The organism is Mesorhizobium sp. MC2-1-1, from assembly GCF_057597255.1.
This window is the reverse complement of sequence record NZ_CP195205.1, coordinates 4,524,047-4,538,993: the sequence shown is the minus strand read 5'-3', so window position 1 is coordinate 4,538,993 and position 14,947 is coordinate 4,524,047. Positions and strand designations below refer to the sequence as shown.

Sequence of the window (14,947 nt, the reverse complement as noted above, 5' to 3'; positions counted from 1 at the left end):
GTGGAGACTGCTTCCCATGACCGGAACGACAACAAGAGCCGCCCTGTTCGCCGCCGCGATGCTGGCGGCGAGCGTGGGCGCGGCGGCCGCGCAACCGCTCACCGTGGTCGAGCTGTTCACCAGCCAGGGCTGCTCGTCTTGCCCGCCGGCCAATGCCAACCTGATCAAGGTCAAGGACCAGCCGGGCGTGCTGGCGCTGTCGTTCAACGTCACCTACTGGGATTATCTCGGCTGGAAGGACACGTTCGGCCGCAAGGAGTTCACCGACCGCCAGGTGAGCTACGAGCCGCCGCTTGGCCACGACGGGCCGTTCACGCCGCAAGTCGTGGTGAACGGCAAGGCCGACGCCGTGGGCGCGGCGCCCGGCGAGATCCAGCGCCTGATCGCCGACAGCGATCATCCGAACGGTCCCGATATCACGCTCGCCGGCGGCAAGGTCAGCATCGGCGCAGGCAAGCCGCCGGCGGGCAAGGCCGATGTCTGGCTGGTGCGCTACAACCGGGGCGTCGTCGAGGTGCCGGTGGCGCGCGGCGAGAACACAGGACGCACGCTGCCGCACGCCAATGTCGTGCATGCGCTGACCAAGCTCGGCAGCTGGAACGGCGCGGCCGCGACGCTGCCGCTGCCTGCCGCCGACGGCGGGTTCGCGACCGCCGTGCTGGTGCAGAGCCCGGGCGGCGGACCGATCCTGGCCGCCGCCGCCAACTGACCTTCTTCCCTTCGCGCGGGGCCGCGGAACGCGGCAACGCATAACCCGGCCCGCTTCCGCGCGCCAAAACCAAGGAGACTATCATGACCAAATACCTGACCCTGCCGGCGCTTGCCCTAGCGCTTTCCGCCTCCGTCTTCGTGGCCGGCGCCCGGGCCGACGACACGACCAATGCCATGAAGCCCGCCAACGCGATGGCGACCGACGCCATGAAACCGGCGACGGACGCCATGAAGCCGGCCGATGCGATGAAGCCCGACGCGATGAGCACCGAGGCGATGAAGCCCGCGACGGACGCGATGAAACCGGCGGATGCGATGAAGCCGGCCACGGACGCGATGAAGCCCGCTACCGACGCCATGAAGCCGGCGGACACCACCGCCCAGTAAGGCGGGCCTGGCTCACCCGGATTGCCGGCCGGATTGCCAGGGGGCAATTCGGAGCAATCCGGCCTCTCCCCGGCAGGGAGAGGAAGGGTGAGCGCAGTCGGCGGATACACGCCGCCGCACGGCAAAGTGAGAACCGCTTCGTGGCTGCGTTCGTATATAGTGGAACAACAACAAGGAGACCCAACATGACCGGCATTGAAAAGAAAGCCGCGCGGCCGTTCCTTGCCAAGAGCGCGCTGGTTGCGCTGGCGCTCAGCGCGGCGGCGGCCGTCTTCTGGCAGAGCCCGGCGCGCTCGGCCGAGGACGCGGTGGTGATCCCGCCGCCGGCGATGGACGAAAAGGCGACGGGCGGCATCGAGAAGGCCGTGTTCGCCGGTGGCTGCTTCTGGGGCGTGCAGGGCGTGTTCCAGCACGTCAAGGGCGTGAGCAAGGCGGTGTCCGGCTATACCGGCGGCAGCGCCGAGAGCGCCGTCTACGAGATCGTCGGCACCGGCCGCACGGGGCATGCCGAATCCGTCGAAATCACCTACGATCCGTCAAAGGTGACCTACGGCCAGCTCTTGCAGGTCTATTTCTCGGTCGCGCACAATCCGACCCAGCTCAACTACCAGGGGCCGGATTCCGGCACGCAGTACCGCTCGACGATATTCGCCGAGAATGACGAGCAGAAGAAGGTCGCCGAGAGCTATATCGCCCAGCTCGACAAGGCCAAGGTGTTCGGCAAGCCGATCGTCACGACGCTCGAAACCGGCAAGACCTTCTACCCGGCCGAGGATTACCATCAGGACTTCCTGACGCTGAACCCGACCTATCCCTATATCGTCTACAACGACCTGCCCAAGATCGAGAACCTGAAGTCGTTGTTCCCGAAGCTCTACAGCGAGAAGCCCGTGCTGGTGCTCGCCTCCAGCAAGAGCTGACCAGGCCCGGCAGGCCGGTGCGAATTTCGGGGCGGACGGTTCGTAGGACCTCCGCCCTTTGTCTTGCCGGCGGACGTCCGCAATGTGACGCAGTTCATAGAGGCATGCCCGACGCTGCCAGACACTGACATCCTGTCTTTCGCCGCCACGAAACCATCGCCGTCACCCCTTTCGAAGATTCTGTTTCAGCCGATCCGGGACCCTGCTTCCGGCGCGGGTTCCGTTGGCTGCATGGATGTGCCGGGCGTGCCGGCGCCGCATCGGGGAGAAGCGACAGATGGCCGTGGACATAAGGGTTTGCGTCTACACCAATGGCGACGACGCCTTTGTCGCCTGGGCGCCCAGCGACTTCATCGCGGGATGCCGGGGCTTCCTTCTGGAACGCGGCCGCAAGGCCGGCGCGACCGAGAAGATCGAGCCGGTGGAGAACCGCGTCGGCTTCGCCAGGGACAAGCCGAAATCGGGCGACCACAGGCCGTCGGACCTGTGGCCGTTCCAGCGCTTCAACTGGACCGACCACGCGGCCGATGCGGGCAATGTCGTGCGCTACCGGGTGACGGCGATGATGAGCTCCGGCCCCGGCCGGCCGCTGACCAAGGGCGTCTCCAGCGACTGGACGGACTGGAAGACGCTTGCGACCGATGCCGGCGGCGGCTTTTCCTGCTACTTCAACCGCGGGCTGGTGCTGTCACAGTTCGTCGCCCGCTACATGGCCAAGAACAGGCTCACGCCCGCGGCCTTCAAGAAGAGCCTTCGGACCAATGGCGACGCCAAATTCCGCGCCTTCCTGGAAGGCGATCTCGGCCTGCGCATGGCCGGGCTGACGCAAGGCACCGGCGATGAATTGCATGCGGCGCTCTACGAGCTCGGAGACGCGAGGCTGGAAACGGCGCTGATCGAGCTTGGGCCGCGGCTCCATCTCATCCTCGCCAACGGATCCGACAAGACGGGCGACGGCAACGCGGCGGCGCGCAAGAACCTCAACGGGCACGGTATCGCGACCATCGACCGGATGCTGAAAGCGAAAGGGCTCGGCCACAACAAGTTCGTGGTCGTGTCGGAAGACGGCGAGCCGAGGAAAGTGTGGACCGGGAGCACCAACTGGAGCACCACCGGCCTGTGCACGCAGGTCAACAACGGATTGCTGATCGAGGACAGGCATGTCGCGGCGCATTTCCGCAAGCATTGGGACCTCCTGAAGAACGCCTCGCCGCCGAAGACCGAGCCGGCCGATTTCACGCCGGCGCTGATGGCCGACAACGACGCGCCGAAGACCTTCACGGTCGGGAGCGCCAGGGCGACGGTGTGGTTCACCCGCACATCGAACGGGGCCGACATGGATGCGCTGCGCGAGGTCATCGCCTCCGCCAGGCAGGCGGTGCTGTTCCTGATGTTCACGCCGGGCAAGCAGGGGCTGCATACTCTGGCCGGCCAGCGCGCCAGGGAGAGGGGCATGTATGTGCGCGGCGTGGTCTCGACACTGAGCGCGCACGAGGGGGGCACCGGGCAGAACTTCCTCGACATCGGCCTGATAAGCAGCGACCGGACATTCGCGCCGGACCGCTACGCGGTGGCGCAGCCACAGGGTCTCGACGCGCCGCTCGGGCCATGGATCGCCGAGGTCAACCGGCCGGCCTTCCTGTCGCAGATCGGCCACGCCATCGTGCACTCGAAGATCCTGGTCACCGATCCGCATTCGAACGACTGCGTGGTGGTGACCGGCAGCCACAATTTCTCGGCGCCGGCGAGCGAGAAGAACGACGAGAACCTGGTGATCGTGCGCGGCCACAGGAAGCTTGCCGTCGCCTATGCCACCCACGCGATGTCGGTCTACAGCCACTACCGCTACCGCTCCTACATCCGCGAGATGCAGGCGCAGGGCAAGACGCCGTGGAGCTACCTGGACGACGACGACCAGTGGCTGAAGACCGAGCTCCGCACCAAGGCGCAGGAAATCGCGTTCTGGGGGCAGGGCTGACCTTCTCCCCGTAGCAAGAAAGCTGGCAGTGTCCAGAACTGTCAGCAGCGGCGTCGATTGACGGTTGCGCCGGGCGGTTTGCGACCTATATCAGGTCACCTTTTCCAGCCGGCCATCTTTCAGCATGTCATCCATCATCTCGATCTCCGGTGTCACGAAAACCTATGCCACCGGCTTCAAGGCGTTGAAGGAGATCAATCTCGACATAGAGCGCGGCGAGATCTTCGCGCTGCTCGGCCCCAATGGCGCCGGCAAGACGACGCTGATCTCGATCGTCTGCGGCATCGTCAACCGCTCGTCGGGCAGCGTCACGGTGGATGGGCACGACATCAGCCGGGACTACCGCGCCGCGCGCAGCCTGATCGGGCTGGTGCCGCAGGAGCTGACGATCGATGCCTTCGAGACGGTCTGGGCGACGGTGAACTACAGTCGGGGCCTGTTCGGCAAGGCGCCCGACAAGGACTTTGTCGAGAAGGTGCTGCGCGACCTTTCGCTGTGGGATAAGAAGGATTCCAAGGCGATCACGCTGTCCGGCGGCATGAAGCGCCGACTGATGATCGCCAAGGCGCTGTCGCACGAGCCGCGCGTGCTGTTCCTCGACGAGCCGACGGCCGGCGTCGACGTGGAGCTGCGCCAGGACATGTGGGCGATGGTCAGGCGGCTGCGCGAGGACGGCGTCACCATCATCCTCACCACGCATTACATCGAGGAGGCCGAGGCGATGGCCGACCGCGTCGGCGTGATCAACAAGGGCGAGATCATCCTGGTCGAGGGCAAGGCCGAGCTGATGCGCAAGCTTGGCCGCAAGCAGATGAGAATGGAGCTGCGGGCGCCGCTTGCCGCCGTCCCGGACGGGCTTTCGCATTATTCATTGGAGCTGTCGGGCGACGGCAACCAGCTCACCTACACCTACGACAACCAGAGCGACCGGCCGGGCGTCGCCTCGCTGATCCGCGACCTCGAGGCGGCCGGTGTCCAGTTCCGCGACCTCGACACCAAGAACAGCTCGCTCGAAGAGATCTTCGTCAATCTTCTGAGGCAAGAGCCATGAACCTGCGCGCGGCCCCCAATTTTCGCGCTGTGTGGGCGATCTACCGGGTGGAGATGGCGCGCGCCTTTCGCACCGTGCTGCAGAGCATCATCTCGCCGGTCATCTCGACATCGCTCTATTTCGTCGTCTTCGGCTCGGCGATCGGCTCGCGCATCAACGAGATCGACGGCATCCCCTACGGCGCCTTCATCGTGCCGGGCCTGATGATGCTGTCGCTGCTGACGCAGTCGATTTCGAACGCCTCCTTCGCCATCTATTTCCCGAAATTCGTCGGCTCGATCTATGAGCTGTTGTCAGCGCCGGTTTCCTATCTGGAGATCATCATCGCCTATGTCGGGGGCGCGGCCACCAAATCGATCATGCTCGGCCTGATCATCCTGGGCACGGCGGCGCTTTTCGTCCCGCTCAGGATAGAGCATCCGTTCTGGATGATCGCCTTCCTGGTGCTGACCGCGGTGACCTTCAGCCTGTTCGGCTTCATCATCGGCATATGGGCGAAGACCTTTGAACAGTTGCAGCTGGTGCCGCTGCTGATCGTCACGCCGCTCACCTTTCTCGGCGGCAGCTTCTATTCGATCCACATGCTTCCGGGCATCTGGAAGACGATCACGCTTTTCAACCCGGTCGTCTACCTGATCAGCGGCTTCCGCTGGAGTTTCTACGGCAAGGCCGACGTGTCCGTCGGCGTCAGCCTTGGCATGACGCTGGTGTTTCTGGCGATCTGCATCGCCATCGTCGCCTGGATCTTCAAGACAGGCTACCGGTTGCGGAACTGACCGAGCTCCGCTTTCTCTCCCGCGCTTTGCGAGGACGAGGAACAGAGCCTTTCAAACGGCCTTGATCAGACGCAGCAGCCCCAGCATCTCCACGAAGGTTCCTTTCCGGAAGGCGATATAGGTCGGCTCCTCGACGCCGTGGAAGCGGCGCTTGAAGGCCGCCTGGCCCTGCAGGTTGAAGCGGGAGCGGTTGACCCAGGGCGAGTCGTAGGCGCGCCGGAAGGTGTTACGCCAGAAATCCGATTCGGCGAAGCCGCTGGGCTCGACGTCCAGCAGCGGTGAAAGGCCAAGTGTCACCACCGAGATGCCCTCCTCCCGAAAGCGATCGACGGCGAATTTGGTCAGTCCGACCTCGGCGTGCGGCGTGGCGTCGGCCTGCTTGCGCTTGAAGGAGGTGGTGTAGCCGAAGACCTTGCCGTCGCGAAACAGGGGGTCGAAATCCAGGATGGCGACAAGCCTGCCTTCGGGGCTGTGCAGGAGGAAGCGGCGCATATCGCCGCCGGGCTGGATGGAAAAGCGACGGTTCAGGAAGCCCATCTCCCAGCGCTTGATGATGCGCCTTTTGCGCCATTCCACGGAAAGCTGCTTGATCTCGTCGAGCAGCATGTCGCCCGTGCCCTCGGCGAACACAAAACCCTTCCTGGCCAGCCAGCGTTCGGAATAGCGCACCGTCTCGTTGCGCTTGCCCGAGAAATCATGCTCCGGCAAATGCAGCCTGGTGTCGATGCCGAGCCGGTTGACGTGGTAGCCGAGACCTGCGAGCACCTTGGCCGTGTCGGCGCCGATCTGCACGAACCAGGGGTCGCGGGCGACCTCGACGAAGCGCTTGATATAGGCCGGACGGTCGGCCGGGTCCGCCACCGGATCGCCCAGCGCGAAATGACGGCTCATCTTGGTGCCGAAGGCGATGTAGCCGTCGCCGTCGCTGAAATAGGACAGCTTCTGCTGCACGGCCGTGGAATAGGCGAGCGAGAAATCGCCGTGGCGGCGCACCAGCCCAAGGCGTTCCTCTTCCGTCAGTTCGCGCCGCGGAACCTTGGGCGCCACGGCATCGAGAAGCCTGTCGAAGTAAATGCGCAGGGGCGCCATGAGCTCCGCATGCCAAGACGTGATGACCTGCCGCCCTCAGGTCGCGAATCGCTGGCGACCGCTGCCGGCCACGTCGCGTCTGCGCGATATAGAATGCAATTGGCGGCGAATGAAGGGCAAACCTAGCGACTCCTCCGCTATCGTCACTGGATGCGCGAACGTGCGTCGTGTAGTGGCTTGACCTTCTATGCTATGTTATATAACAAATTATCTAAATGGAATGACGAATCATGGAAGACATCCTCCGATCCTTGGGCTTTCTCTGCCTCGGCAGCCGGATGAAGCGCATTGGCGAGCAGTTGCAGGCCGATACGCAGCGTGTGCTCGACCGCTTGGACATGCGCATCCAGTCGAGCCAGTACCCACTGCTCGCCGCGCTCGACAGGCTTGGTCCGCTGCCGGTCGGCGAGCTGGCGCAAGCCCTGGGCGTCGCACAGCCGGGCGTGACGCGGATCGTGGCGCTGCTTGCCGATCTGGATCTGGTCGAGGTCAATCCTTCGGAGGACGACCAGCGGCGCAGGATCGTTTCGCTGAGCCGCAACGGGAGGTGGCTGGTCGACAAGGCGAAGCGAGACATCTGGCCGAGCATCGAAAATGCGGTGGCGGATTTGTGCGCCGATCTTTCCGGGCCGCTGCTCGGCCAGCTTGCCGCCATCGAGGATCGTCTGGCCGCGACGCCGCTCCATCGCCGCACTGAAAACGCCAGGGGTGCCGCGTCATGACACATGTCCTCGACCGTCCCGTCTGGAGCGCGCTTGCGACGCGGCAAAGGACTTTCGCCGAGGGCGATGACCGCGCGCGCCGGTACCGGCCAGCGATCATCCCGTTTGCCGCTACGGCGACTGACGATCCGGAAAGCCTGCACGCGCTCGGAAGGCTGGTTGCCGCCGGCGAGACCGTCATCCTGGCCCAGGCCGAAAGCATCGTCCTGCCGCCGGCGCTTGTCGCAACGATGACCGCCGACGCCGTGCAGATGACTGCCGAGCAGGTCTTGCAGACGGTTGCCGATCCCCGGATCGAGCAACTGATGCGGCAGGACGCTACCGAGATGCTAGCGCTCGCCTCGCTGACGAAGCCCGGCCCATTCACGCTGGAGGCCTTGAGTCTCGGCGAATTCTGGGGCGTGAAGATCGACGGCAGGCTGGCCGCGATGGCCGGCGAGCGCATGAAGCAGCCCGGCTATTCGGAACTCAGCGGCGTATGCTCGCATCCGGATTATCGCGGCGGCGGCCTCGCCAGGCTGTTGTCGCTGTTTGTGGCAAACCGCATCATTGCGCGCGGCGAGGTGCCGTATCTGCACGCCTTTGCCAACAACGCCGCGGCGATAAGGCTATACGAGTCGATCGGCTTCCGGCTGCGCAGCGCGATGAACATCGCGGTGGTTCAGCGGGCGGGATAACGGCTGTCTTGATCAGGCGGATTTCGAGTCCGGCCGACGGAAGCAAACCGTCTCCATCAACATCTCTTCATCGACCATGCCGGCATTGTAGAGCGCGAGCACAGTCAGCGCGATCTCCCGCGCCTCCGCCGACTCGGGATGCGCCTCCCGCTTTCGGCAGGCCTCGTCGAAGACGCGTTGCAAGGCGGCGACCTGGGCGGGTTTCAACAGGCCACGTTCATAAATGGACTTCGGCATGGTGATCTCCTGGCGAAGAGCTAGGGCGCCACCATAAAAGACCAACCTTTCACGAGGCCTGATTGACTTCAACCGGAACAGGGGGCCGGATCCTGCCGAGCCCCCCGCCTTGTCCGGCGCTTAGCGCCTCACACCGCGATCTTGCCGCCGCCCTGCTTGGTAATGGCCACCACCGCGGGGCGCACCGGCATGTCGGGCTTGAAATCCGGCCAGCGGGTCGACGGATCCTCGTAATAGGACGGGCGGCCGAAGCCTTCCCAATCCTCGCCGCCGTCGCCCGGATGCTGCACGGCGACGAAAGCCGTCTGATCGTCCGGCGCGAAGAGCGGGCCGCACATCTCGGCGCCAATCGGCACGCGGAAGAACAATTTCGACGTCGCCCGCGCGGCGCCTTCGGTATCCAGCGCCCAGAGGCCGTCCGTGCGGCCGGTGGCCTTCGGACCCTGGCCGTCGGTGGCGACCCAGAGCCGGCCCGCCGAATTGACAGCGCAATTGTCCGGCATGCCGAACCAGCCATTGGCGGTGGTCGCGGTCGAGAAGGTGGCACCGACATCGGCAACGGAAGGATCGCCGCATTTCAGCAGCACTTCCCACTTGCCCTTGGCGGCGGCGAAGTCGCCGCCGTCCTCGACGATCTCGATGATATGGCCGAAGGCGTTGGAAGCACGCGGGTTGGCGGCGTCGACCTGCTCTGCCTTGCGCTTGGAATTGTTGGTCAGCATGACATAGACCTTGCCGTTGCCGGCATTGGGCTGGATGTCTTCCGGCCGGTCCATCTTGGTGGCGCCGAGCAGGTCTGCGGCGCGGCGGGTCTCGATCAGCACGTCGGCCTGGGAGGCAAAGCCATTCGCCGCCGTCAGCGGCCCCTCACCGAACACGATCGGCATCCATTCGACCGAACCGTCCTCGGCGAACTTCGCCACATGCAGCGTGCCGTCGTCGAGCAGGTTCATGTTGGCCGCGCGGTCGTCGGGGTTGAACCTGCCGGCAGTGACGAACTTGTAGACATAGTCGAAGCGTTCGTCGTCGCCGAGATAGAAGACGACGCGGCCGTCCTTGGCGACGATCGATTCGGCGCCCTCATGCTTGAAGCGGCCCATGGCGGTGCGCTTCCTCGGCACCGAGTTCGGGTCGTTGACGTCGACCTCGACGATCCAGCCGAAGCGGTTGGGCTCGTTCGGCTCCCTGGCGAGGTTGAAGCGGTCATAATGCGCGCCCCATTCATAGGCGCCTTCCGGTATACCGAGGCGTTTGTAATTGGCGGATTCCTTGTGCCCTTCCGGCAATTCGCCCGAGAAATAGCCATGGATGTTCTCCTCGGCCATCACATAGGTGCCCCAGGGCGTGACGCCGCCGGCGCAATTGTTGAGGGTGCCTATGACCCTCGTGCCGGAGGGGTCGGCATTGGTCTTGACGCGGTCATGGCCGGCGACGGGGCCGGAGAGCGCCATCTCGGTGGTCGACATGATGCGGCGATTGAGCTTGCCGTCGCGCACGACCTGCCATTTGCCGCCTTGCTTGCGAATCTCGACGATGGTGCCGCCATGCGCCGCCATCTCGACATCGACCTGCTCCTTCGAGAGCGGCGCGACCTCGGCAGTCTTCTTGCCGTCCTTCTCGACGATCGAAACGATGCCGGGAAACATAAGATGCGGGTTGGTGTATTCGTGGTTGACGACCAATAGGCCGTGCTCGGGGGAGCCATCGATCGGGATGTAGCCGACATAGTCGTTGTTGTAGCCGAACTGCCTGGCCTGGGCTTCAGCCGATTGCTTAACCGGATCGAATTCCGGCGAATCGGCAAAAAGCGGATCGCCCCAGCGCAGCAGTACGTCGGCGTCATAGCCGGGCGCGACATGGTGCCTGTCGTCGATGCCGGCCTCGAGCTCGTCGAAGTTGAAAGCCGAAGCCTCGGCGGCGCGCGCCTCGCCGGCGGCGACCAGCGCCAGCGGACTGACGGTGGCGGCGATGGCCGAGACCGCCAGCGAGCCCATCAGGAAGCCGCGGCGCGAGAAGCGCGCGGCGATGATCTCGCCCATGGTGCGGTTATCGGTCGGGTTGACGGGCGGGCCGTCATTTTCCTCGAGCTGGCTGGTGCGGAAGCGGCTTTCAGGGGTCGCGGTCATATATTGTTCCTCTGGCTTCATGAGGTGGCTTGAGCTTTTGACCTTTCGACCCCTAAAGCGAGCCGATCACATTTTCGTGACATCGACGTGATCAAACCGCAACGGTTGTTTGCCAAGTGCTGAGGCCGGCGCCGTGGTTGGGATGCCGTCCGTGGTCGCGCCCCATCTGGCGCCCGGCCGGCGGTGAAGCTTCCGCGACACCCGGCTTATAGTCCCGGCGCACGCCCGGTTCGCCGCGATCAGCTTGACGGCTTCGCCCGCTTCGGAAACAAGGGCTGCGGCCGGCGTGGCGGCGGCGCTTCAAAAGGGGACGGCAAGTGAGCTTCTGGGGACTGGCGCAGCTCGGCATTTCGACCGTGATGTTCCTGCTGGCGGCAATGGCCGCCAAGCAATGGGGGGTGGCGCCGAACCTGGCCAAGCTCCTGCTGACGCTGGCACTCTACACGGCGGGCAATCTGATCATGCTTCGGCTCGTGCGCGAGTTCGGCATGTCGGTGTCGTTCAGCCTGTCGGCGGTGATCCAGCTTGTCGCAGTCAATGTCGTGGCGATCGCCTTCTTCGGCGAACGGCTGAACACGTTTCAGGCCACCGGCGTGATGCTGGCCATCGCGGCCGTCGCGCTGATCACGCTCGGGCCCTATATGCAGAAGCTCTAACCGGCGAGCCTTCTGATGAGACCACGTTTGACCGCGCTGCTGACCAGGATCGAATTTCCCCTGCTTCTGGCCGGGCTCGTGGTTGCCGGCGGGCTGTGGGGCTTTGAGGAATTGATGGAAGTGGCGCGCGCCACGACGCCGCACGCCTTCGACACCGAGATCCTGCTTGCCTTCCGCCATGCCGGGCAGCCGGACAGCCCGATCGGTCCGCTTTGGCTGCAGGGAGCCATGCGCGACGTCACCGCGCTCGGCAGCACCGTTGTGCTGATGCTGATCACAACCGCGACGATCATCTACCTGCTCTTGATCCGCAGACCGTCGACGGCGCTGTTCGTGCTCGCTGCGGTCGCAAGCGGGCAAGCGCTCTCCACCCTGCTCAAGCATGAGGTCGACCGGCCCCGGCCCGACCTCGTCTCGCACCTTGTCAACGAGACATCGCTATCCTTTCCAAGTGGCCACGCCATGCTGTCGGCTGTCACCTATCTGACGCTCGGTTCCCTGGCGGCACGCTTCCTCCCGGACCGCCGGACGAAGGTCTTCGTGTTTTCCCTTGCCGTCCTGATCACCGTGCTGGTCGGGACCAGCCGCGTCTATCTCGGCGTGCATTGGCCATCCGACGTGCTTGCCGGCTGGTGCGCGGGTTTTGCCTGGGCCATGCTGTGCTGGCTTGCGGCCCGCCTGCTGCAACGGCGCAAGGTTGTGGCCGATAGCGACTGATCGATAGCTGATACATGTATAATGATGCTTGAGACATTGTAATTTTTACAATATGCATCTTTGCAAGTTCTCAGAGACGGGTCCCGGCCGATGATTACAGCCGCACAGATGCGCGCAGCACGGGCGTTGACCGGCATCGACCAGAAGACACTCGCCGAGCGCGCGGGGGTCTCGCTTCCGACGATCCAGCGCATGGAGGCGAGCGACGGCGTCGTCAGGGGCGTGGTCGACACGCTTATGAAAGTCATCCAGGCGCTCGACGAAGCGGGTGTGGAGCTGCTCGGCGAGAACCAGGCCAGCGAGCGCGGCGGAAGAGGCGTGCGCCTCAAGACCATCGCGGCGCAGAACCCCCAAGGCTGAGCCGCCAAGGCCGGACCGGATCGACCCGGTCGACGGATACCTTCTCAAATCGCCGCTTCGATCGGCTCGGCAAGCTTCGGATTGGCGCGCGCCGCGATCAGGCAACCGGCAACGATCAGACATGCACCCGTCAGCGTCGTCCAGGTCACCTTTTCGCCGAAGAAGAACCAGCCGAGCGCGATCGCCCAGATGAAGGCCGAGTATTCGGTCGGGATCAGATATTGCGCTTCGGCGCGGGCATAGGACCAACTCATCAGGAATTGCCCGGCGAGCGACAGCACCGTCACCCCGATCAGGGCAGGCCAGAGCTCCCTCGGCAGCTCAACCGCGAGCCTGGGCGCGGCGAGACCGAGGATGATTGCGACGAACAGATTCTGGAACAGCATGATCTCGATGGGTCTGGCCAGGAGCGCCTGCCGCCGGGAGAGGATCAGATTGTAGCCATAGAACACCGTCGATACGAGCACCGCGACGGTCCCCAGCAGAGCATCCTGCGAATGGCTTGCAGCGCCGAACTGGCCAGCCAATATGATCGCGACCCCCGCCATGCCGGTCAAGGACGCCCATACCACCTGCCGCCCTATGCGCTCGCCCAACAGCAGCGCCGCGAGGAGGAGCGCAAACAGCGGCGCCACGAAACTGAGCCCGATTGCCTCCGCGAGCGGCAGCCGGGCGAGACCCCAGAAGAACAGGACCAAGACGATGCAGGCGATCGCGGCGCGCAGCGCATGCAGGCCCAGCACCGGAAGGCTCGGTTTCGAGCGCGACCCCGCCGACCATGCCGCGCCCGCGACTACGGCGGCAACCGCGCTGCGCCACAACAGCACGTTATAAACTCCGACGGCGATGATCAGAGATTTCATTGCCGCATCCATGCCGGACAGCAAGAAGATCGCCAGCGCGCATATGAGCACCGGGATCATCGGGGAAACGGCCCCGGTCGGGCTGGATGTCTTCACGGCTTGGCTCAATCGTAACGGATTGGAGCCGGATATTCCGGAGCAGGCGGCGGAACCAGATGGCAGCCCCGCCGATATGCCGGTCCAACCCCATCGGCGATCGAAACTTGATCGCTTGCAGTCACACCCCAGCCGGCTGTCCTGTCATTGCGGCAGGAGGGAGCGACCACAGGGGCCTCATGCCGCCTTCGCCTCTTCCTGGGGGCCGGCGAGATCGTCGCGCGCTTTGCGGGCGAGCCTCTTGGCCGAACGCTTGGGGCTGTCGGCGAACAGGTCGGCGGCGCCGGCGAGGCAGGCCTTGGCCAGCCTCCTTTCGGAGCGCTTCAGCAGCTTGCGCAAAAGCCTGGTCTCTTCGGCGGAGCCGAGCGGCTCGCCTTCGGCATCGAGAAGCGCGCGCATGACGAAGACGTCGTGCAATTCGCCGAGCTGCTCGCCGAGCTTGTCGACCGCCTTGCGGCGCCCCTTGATCGGCGCCGGCCACAAGCGGCCGAGCAGGGACAGATGCATGGAGTGGGCCTTGGCCGCCTTGCGCAGGTCGTGAAAGTCAGTGTCCTTGCCACGCGACCGCGCCTTGTCCAGCGCCTTCTTCGCCCGCCGCAAGGTAGTGCGGGCACCCTCGGCCAGGATGTCGGCCGCCTGCTCCGGCTGATCGGGCAGGGCCAGCCTGGCGATACGCTCCAGGCCCTCCCTGCAGGCGGACAGGGCCGCATTGATGGCGGCGTCGAGGCCGGGACCGGCATGGAACTCGTGCTGGCGCAGCACCAGCCGTTCGCGCACGGGATCGAGGCCGCCGCCGGCCGCTTGCTCCGGAAAGGCATCGGCCAGGCGATCGATGGTCTCGATGAGCGCGGTCGCCTCGCGCGGGCCGGCCAGCAGCGCCGACACCTGCTTGTAACATTCGTTCTCGGTCTGGCAGAACGATTCGTCCCCGGAACGAACCAGGCGCAGCAGGGCTCGCACGCTCTTCAGCCGCTTGCGGCATTTGTGCAGTCCCTGCTCCGGCTTCTCGCGCGCCGTATCGAGATGGCCGATTGCCTTGCCGATCTCATCGGCCAATATGCGCCTGACCTCGCCGGTCAGCGGCAAGCGCGGATCGATGCGAAAGCTCATGCGGCGATCTCCGGAATCCCCCCGAGGGCCAGCGACGCGTTGTAGAACCTCGACTCGCCGGTGACCTCGCGGCCGAGCCAGTCGGGCAGCATTTCGTCGGATACGTCCTCCGGCGTCTCCAGCTCCGCGATCACCAAACCCGCGAGCTTGCCGCCGAAAACATCGACTTCATAGAGATAGCCGCGGTGTCTAACATGGTGGCGTGTCTTCTCGATGACACGTCCGATGGCGAACGCCATCATTTCCTCGGCCTCGGCGAGCGGGATCGAATATTCGAATTCGTCGCGCTCGCGCGCCCTGTGCCCGAACTTCAGCGTCAGCCTGGCGGCGTTCCCATCGCTGATGCGCACGCGCACCGTGCGGCCGGGCTGGGCGGCGAGATAGAACTGACGAATGCGAATTTCCGCCTCGACCCCGTCGCGCCAGGCGGGGCCGGAGACCAGGAACTTGCGCTCGACTTCCTTGCCCATG

General features: G+C 64.9%; 17 protein-coding genes. 11 read left to right on the top strand and 6 right to left on the bottom strand.

Translation table 11 applies throughout. The features are described 5' to 3' along the window. Nucleotides 1-16 precede the first annotated feature (16 nt). The 6 genes from ACR64R_RS22535 (at nucleotide 17) to ACR64R_RS22510 (ending at nucleotide 5,823) form a co-directional block, all read left to right on the top strand. Nucleotides 17-709, top strand: a complete 693-nt coding sequence (locus ACR64R_RS22535; protein ID WP_487358471.1) for a DUF1223 domain-containing protein — start codon at nucleotides 17-19, stop codon at nucleotides 707-709. 83 nt (nucleotides 710-792) lie between these two features. Further along, complete coding sequence (locus tag ACR64R_RS22530) at nucleotides 793-1,098, top strand: hypothetical protein (protein ID WP_487358470.1); 306 nt, start codon at nucleotides 793-795, stop codon at nucleotides 1,096-1,098. A gap of 185 nt (nucleotides 1,099-1,283) precedes the next feature. Continuing rightward, entirely contained in the window at nucleotides 1,284-2,018 is a 735-nt protein-coding gene (msrA, locus tag ACR64R_RS22525; protein WP_487358469.1) for a peptide-methionine (S)-S-oxide reductase MsrA, read from the top strand. A 277-nt stretch (nucleotides 2,019-2,295) separates the two neighbouring features. After that, complete coding sequence (locus tag ACR64R_RS22520) at nucleotides 2,296-3,996, top strand: phospholipase D-like domain-containing protein (RefSeq protein ID WP_487358468.1); 1,701 nt, start codon at nucleotides 2,296-2,298, stop codon at nucleotides 3,994-3,996. 124 nt (nucleotides 3,997-4,120) lie between these two features. Then, entirely contained in the window at nucleotides 4,121-5,047 is a 927-nt protein-coding gene (locus ACR64R_RS22515; RefSeq protein WP_487358467.1) for an ABC transporter ATP-binding protein, read from the top strand. Next, entirely contained in the window at nucleotides 5,044-5,823 is a 780-nt protein-coding gene (locus tag ACR64R_RS22510; RefSeq protein WP_487358466.1) for an ABC transporter permease, read from the top strand. The genes ACR64R_RS22515 and ACR64R_RS22510 overlap by 4 nt, the downstream gene beginning before the upstream one ends. A 51-nt stretch (nucleotides 5,824-5,874) precedes the next feature. On the opposite strand, the gene ACR64R_RS22505 is transcribed toward ACR64R_RS22510, so the two are convergent. Beyond that, the gene (locus tag ACR64R_RS22505; RefSeq protein WP_487358465.1) at nucleotides 5,875-6,912 is read right to left on the bottom strand and encodes a phosphatidylglycerol lysyltransferase domain-containing protein; all 1,038 of its coding nucleotides are present in this window, start codon (nucleotides 6,910-6,912) and stop codon (nucleotides 5,875-5,877) included. A 230-nt stretch (nucleotides 6,913-7,142) separates the two neighbouring features. Here ACR64R_RS22505 and ACR64R_RS22500 point away from each other — a divergent pair, with 230 nt between their 5' ends. Then, the gene (locus ACR64R_RS22500; RefSeq protein ID WP_487358464.1) at nucleotides 7,143-7,634 is read left to right on the top strand and encodes a MarR family winged helix-turn-helix transcriptional regulator; all 492 of its coding nucleotides are present in this window, start codon (nucleotides 7,143-7,145) and stop codon (nucleotides 7,632-7,634) included. Beyond that, complete coding sequence (locus ACR64R_RS22495) at nucleotides 7,631-8,311, top strand: GNAT family N-acetyltransferase (protein ID WP_487358463.1); 681 nt, start codon at nucleotides 7,631-7,633, stop codon at nucleotides 8,309-8,311. Before ACR64R_RS22500 ends, ACR64R_RS22495 begins: the two co-directional genes overlap by 4 nt. A 12-nt stretch (nucleotides 8,312-8,323) precedes the next feature. Here the strand turns inward: ACR64R_RS22495 and ACR64R_RS22490 are convergent, their stop codons facing one another. Both ACR64R_RS22490 and ACR64R_RS22485 read right to left on the bottom strand, forming a co-directional pair. After that, a complete protein-coding gene (locus tag ACR64R_RS22490) occupies nucleotides 8,324-8,548 on the bottom strand; it encodes a hypothetical protein (RefSeq protein ID WP_487358462.1) in 225 nt (74 codons plus the stop codon). Nucleotides 8,549-8,676: 128 nt separating this feature from the next. Next, the gene (locus ACR64R_RS22485) at nucleotides 8,677-10,674 is read right to left on the bottom strand and encodes a PhoX family protein (protein WP_487358461.1); all 1,998 of its coding nucleotides are present in this window, start codon (nucleotides 10,672-10,674) and stop codon (nucleotides 8,677-8,679) included. A 317-nt stretch (nucleotides 10,675-10,991) separates the two neighbouring features. Between ACR64R_RS22485 and ACR64R_RS22480 the strand changes: the two genes are divergently transcribed. The 3 genes from ACR64R_RS22480 to ACR64R_RS22470 all read left to right on the top strand — a co-directional run bounded on the left by ACR64R_RS22480 (nucleotide 10,992) and on the right by ACR64R_RS22470 (nucleotide 12,407). Beyond that, nucleotides 10,992-11,330: a hypothetical protein gene (locus tag ACR64R_RS22480; protein ID WP_487358460.1), complete on the top strand. Its 339-nt coding sequence runs from the start codon at nucleotides 10,992-10,994 to the stop codon at nucleotides 11,328-11,330. Nucleotides 11,331-11,345: 15 nt separating this feature from the next. Next, the gene (locus ACR64R_RS22475; protein ID WP_487358459.1) at nucleotides 11,346-12,047 is read left to right on the top strand and encodes a phosphatase PAP2 family protein; all 702 of its coding nucleotides are present in this window, start codon (nucleotides 11,346-11,348) and stop codon (nucleotides 12,045-12,047) included. A 90-nt stretch (nucleotides 12,048-12,137) separates the two neighbouring features. Beyond that, nucleotides 12,138-12,407: a helix-turn-helix domain-containing protein gene (locus ACR64R_RS22470; protein WP_487358458.1), complete on the top strand. Its 270-nt coding sequence runs from the start codon at nucleotides 12,138-12,140 to the stop codon at nucleotides 12,405-12,407. A 44-nt stretch (nucleotides 12,408-12,451) separates the two neighbouring features. On the opposite strand, the gene ACR64R_RS22465 is transcribed toward ACR64R_RS22470, so the two are convergent. The 3 genes from ACR64R_RS22465 to ACR64R_RS22455 form a co-directional block, all read right to left on the bottom strand. Continuing rightward, the gene (locus tag ACR64R_RS22465; protein ID WP_487358457.1) at nucleotides 12,452-13,378 is read right to left on the bottom strand and encodes a DMT family transporter; all 927 of its coding nucleotides are present in this window, start codon (nucleotides 13,376-13,378) and stop codon (nucleotides 12,452-12,454) included. A gap of 165 nt (nucleotides 13,379-13,543) precedes the next feature. Beyond that, complete coding sequence (locus ACR64R_RS22460; RefSeq protein ID WP_487358456.1) at nucleotides 13,544-14,476, bottom strand: CHAD domain-containing protein; 933 nt, start codon at nucleotides 14,474-14,476, stop codon at nucleotides 13,544-13,546. After that, a complete protein-coding gene (locus ACR64R_RS22455; RefSeq protein WP_487358455.1) occupies nucleotides 14,473-14,946 on the bottom strand; it encodes a CYTH domain-containing protein in 474 nt (157 codons plus the stop codon). Before ACR64R_RS22455 ends, ACR64R_RS22460 begins: the two co-directional genes overlap by 4 nt. Nucleotide 14,947: the final 1 nt, after the last annotated feature.

Coding starts and splice junctions, on each gene's coding strand:
- ACR64R_RS22535 (WP_487358471.1), top strand. CDS start 17: ATGACCGGAACGACAACAAGAGCCGCCCTGTTCGCCGCCGCGATGCTG.
- ACR64R_RS22530 (WP_487358470.1), top strand. CDS start 793: ATGACCAAATACCTGACCCTGCCGGCGCTTGCCCTAGCGCTTTCCGCC.
- msrA (WP_487358469.1), top strand. CDS start 1,284: ATGACCGGCATTGAAAAGAAAGCCGCGCGGCCGTTCCTTGCCAAGAGC.
- ACR64R_RS22520 (WP_487358468.1), top strand. CDS start 2,296: ATGGCCGTGGACATAAGGGTTTGCGTCTACACCAATGGCGACGACGCC.
- ACR64R_RS22515 (WP_487358467.1), top strand. CDS start 4,121: ATGTCATCCATCATCTCGATCTCCGGTGTCACGAAAACCTATGCCACC.
- ACR64R_RS22510 (WP_487358466.1), top strand. CDS start 5,044: ATGAACCTGCGCGCGGCCCCCAATTTTCGCGCTGTGTGGGCGATCTAC.
- ACR64R_RS22505 (WP_487358465.1), bottom strand. CDS start 6,912: ATGGCGCCCCTGCGCATTTACTTCGACAGGCTTCTCGATGCCGTGGCG.
- ACR64R_RS22500 (WP_487358464.1), top strand. CDS start 7,143: ATGGAAGACATCCTCCGATCCTTGGGCTTTCTCTGCCTCGGCAGCCGG.
- ACR64R_RS22495 (WP_487358463.1), top strand. CDS start 7,631: ATGACACATGTCCTCGACCGTCCCGTCTGGAGCGCGCTTGCGACGCGG.
- ACR64R_RS22490 (WP_487358462.1), bottom strand. CDS start 8,548: ATGCCGAAGTCCATTTATGAACGTGGCCTGTTGAAACCCGCCCAGGTC.
- ACR64R_RS22485 (WP_487358461.1), bottom strand. CDS start 10,674: ATGACCGCGACCCCTGAAAGCCGCTTCCGCACCAGCCAGCTCGAGGAA.
- ACR64R_RS22475 (WP_487358459.1), top strand. CDS start 11,346: ATGAGACCACGTTTGACCGCGCTGCTGACCAGGATCGAATTTCCCCTG.
- ACR64R_RS22470 (WP_487358458.1), top strand. CDS start 12,138: ATGATTACAGCCGCACAGATGCGCGCAGCACGGGCGTTGACCGGCATC.
- ACR64R_RS22460 (WP_487358456.1), bottom strand. CDS start 14,476: ATGAGCTTTCGCATCGATCCGCGCTTGCCGCTGACCGGCGAGGTCAGG.
- ACR64R_RS22455 (WP_487358455.1), bottom strand. CDS start 14,946: ATGGGCAAGGAAGTCGAGCGCAAGTTCCTGGTCTCCGGCCCCGCCTGG.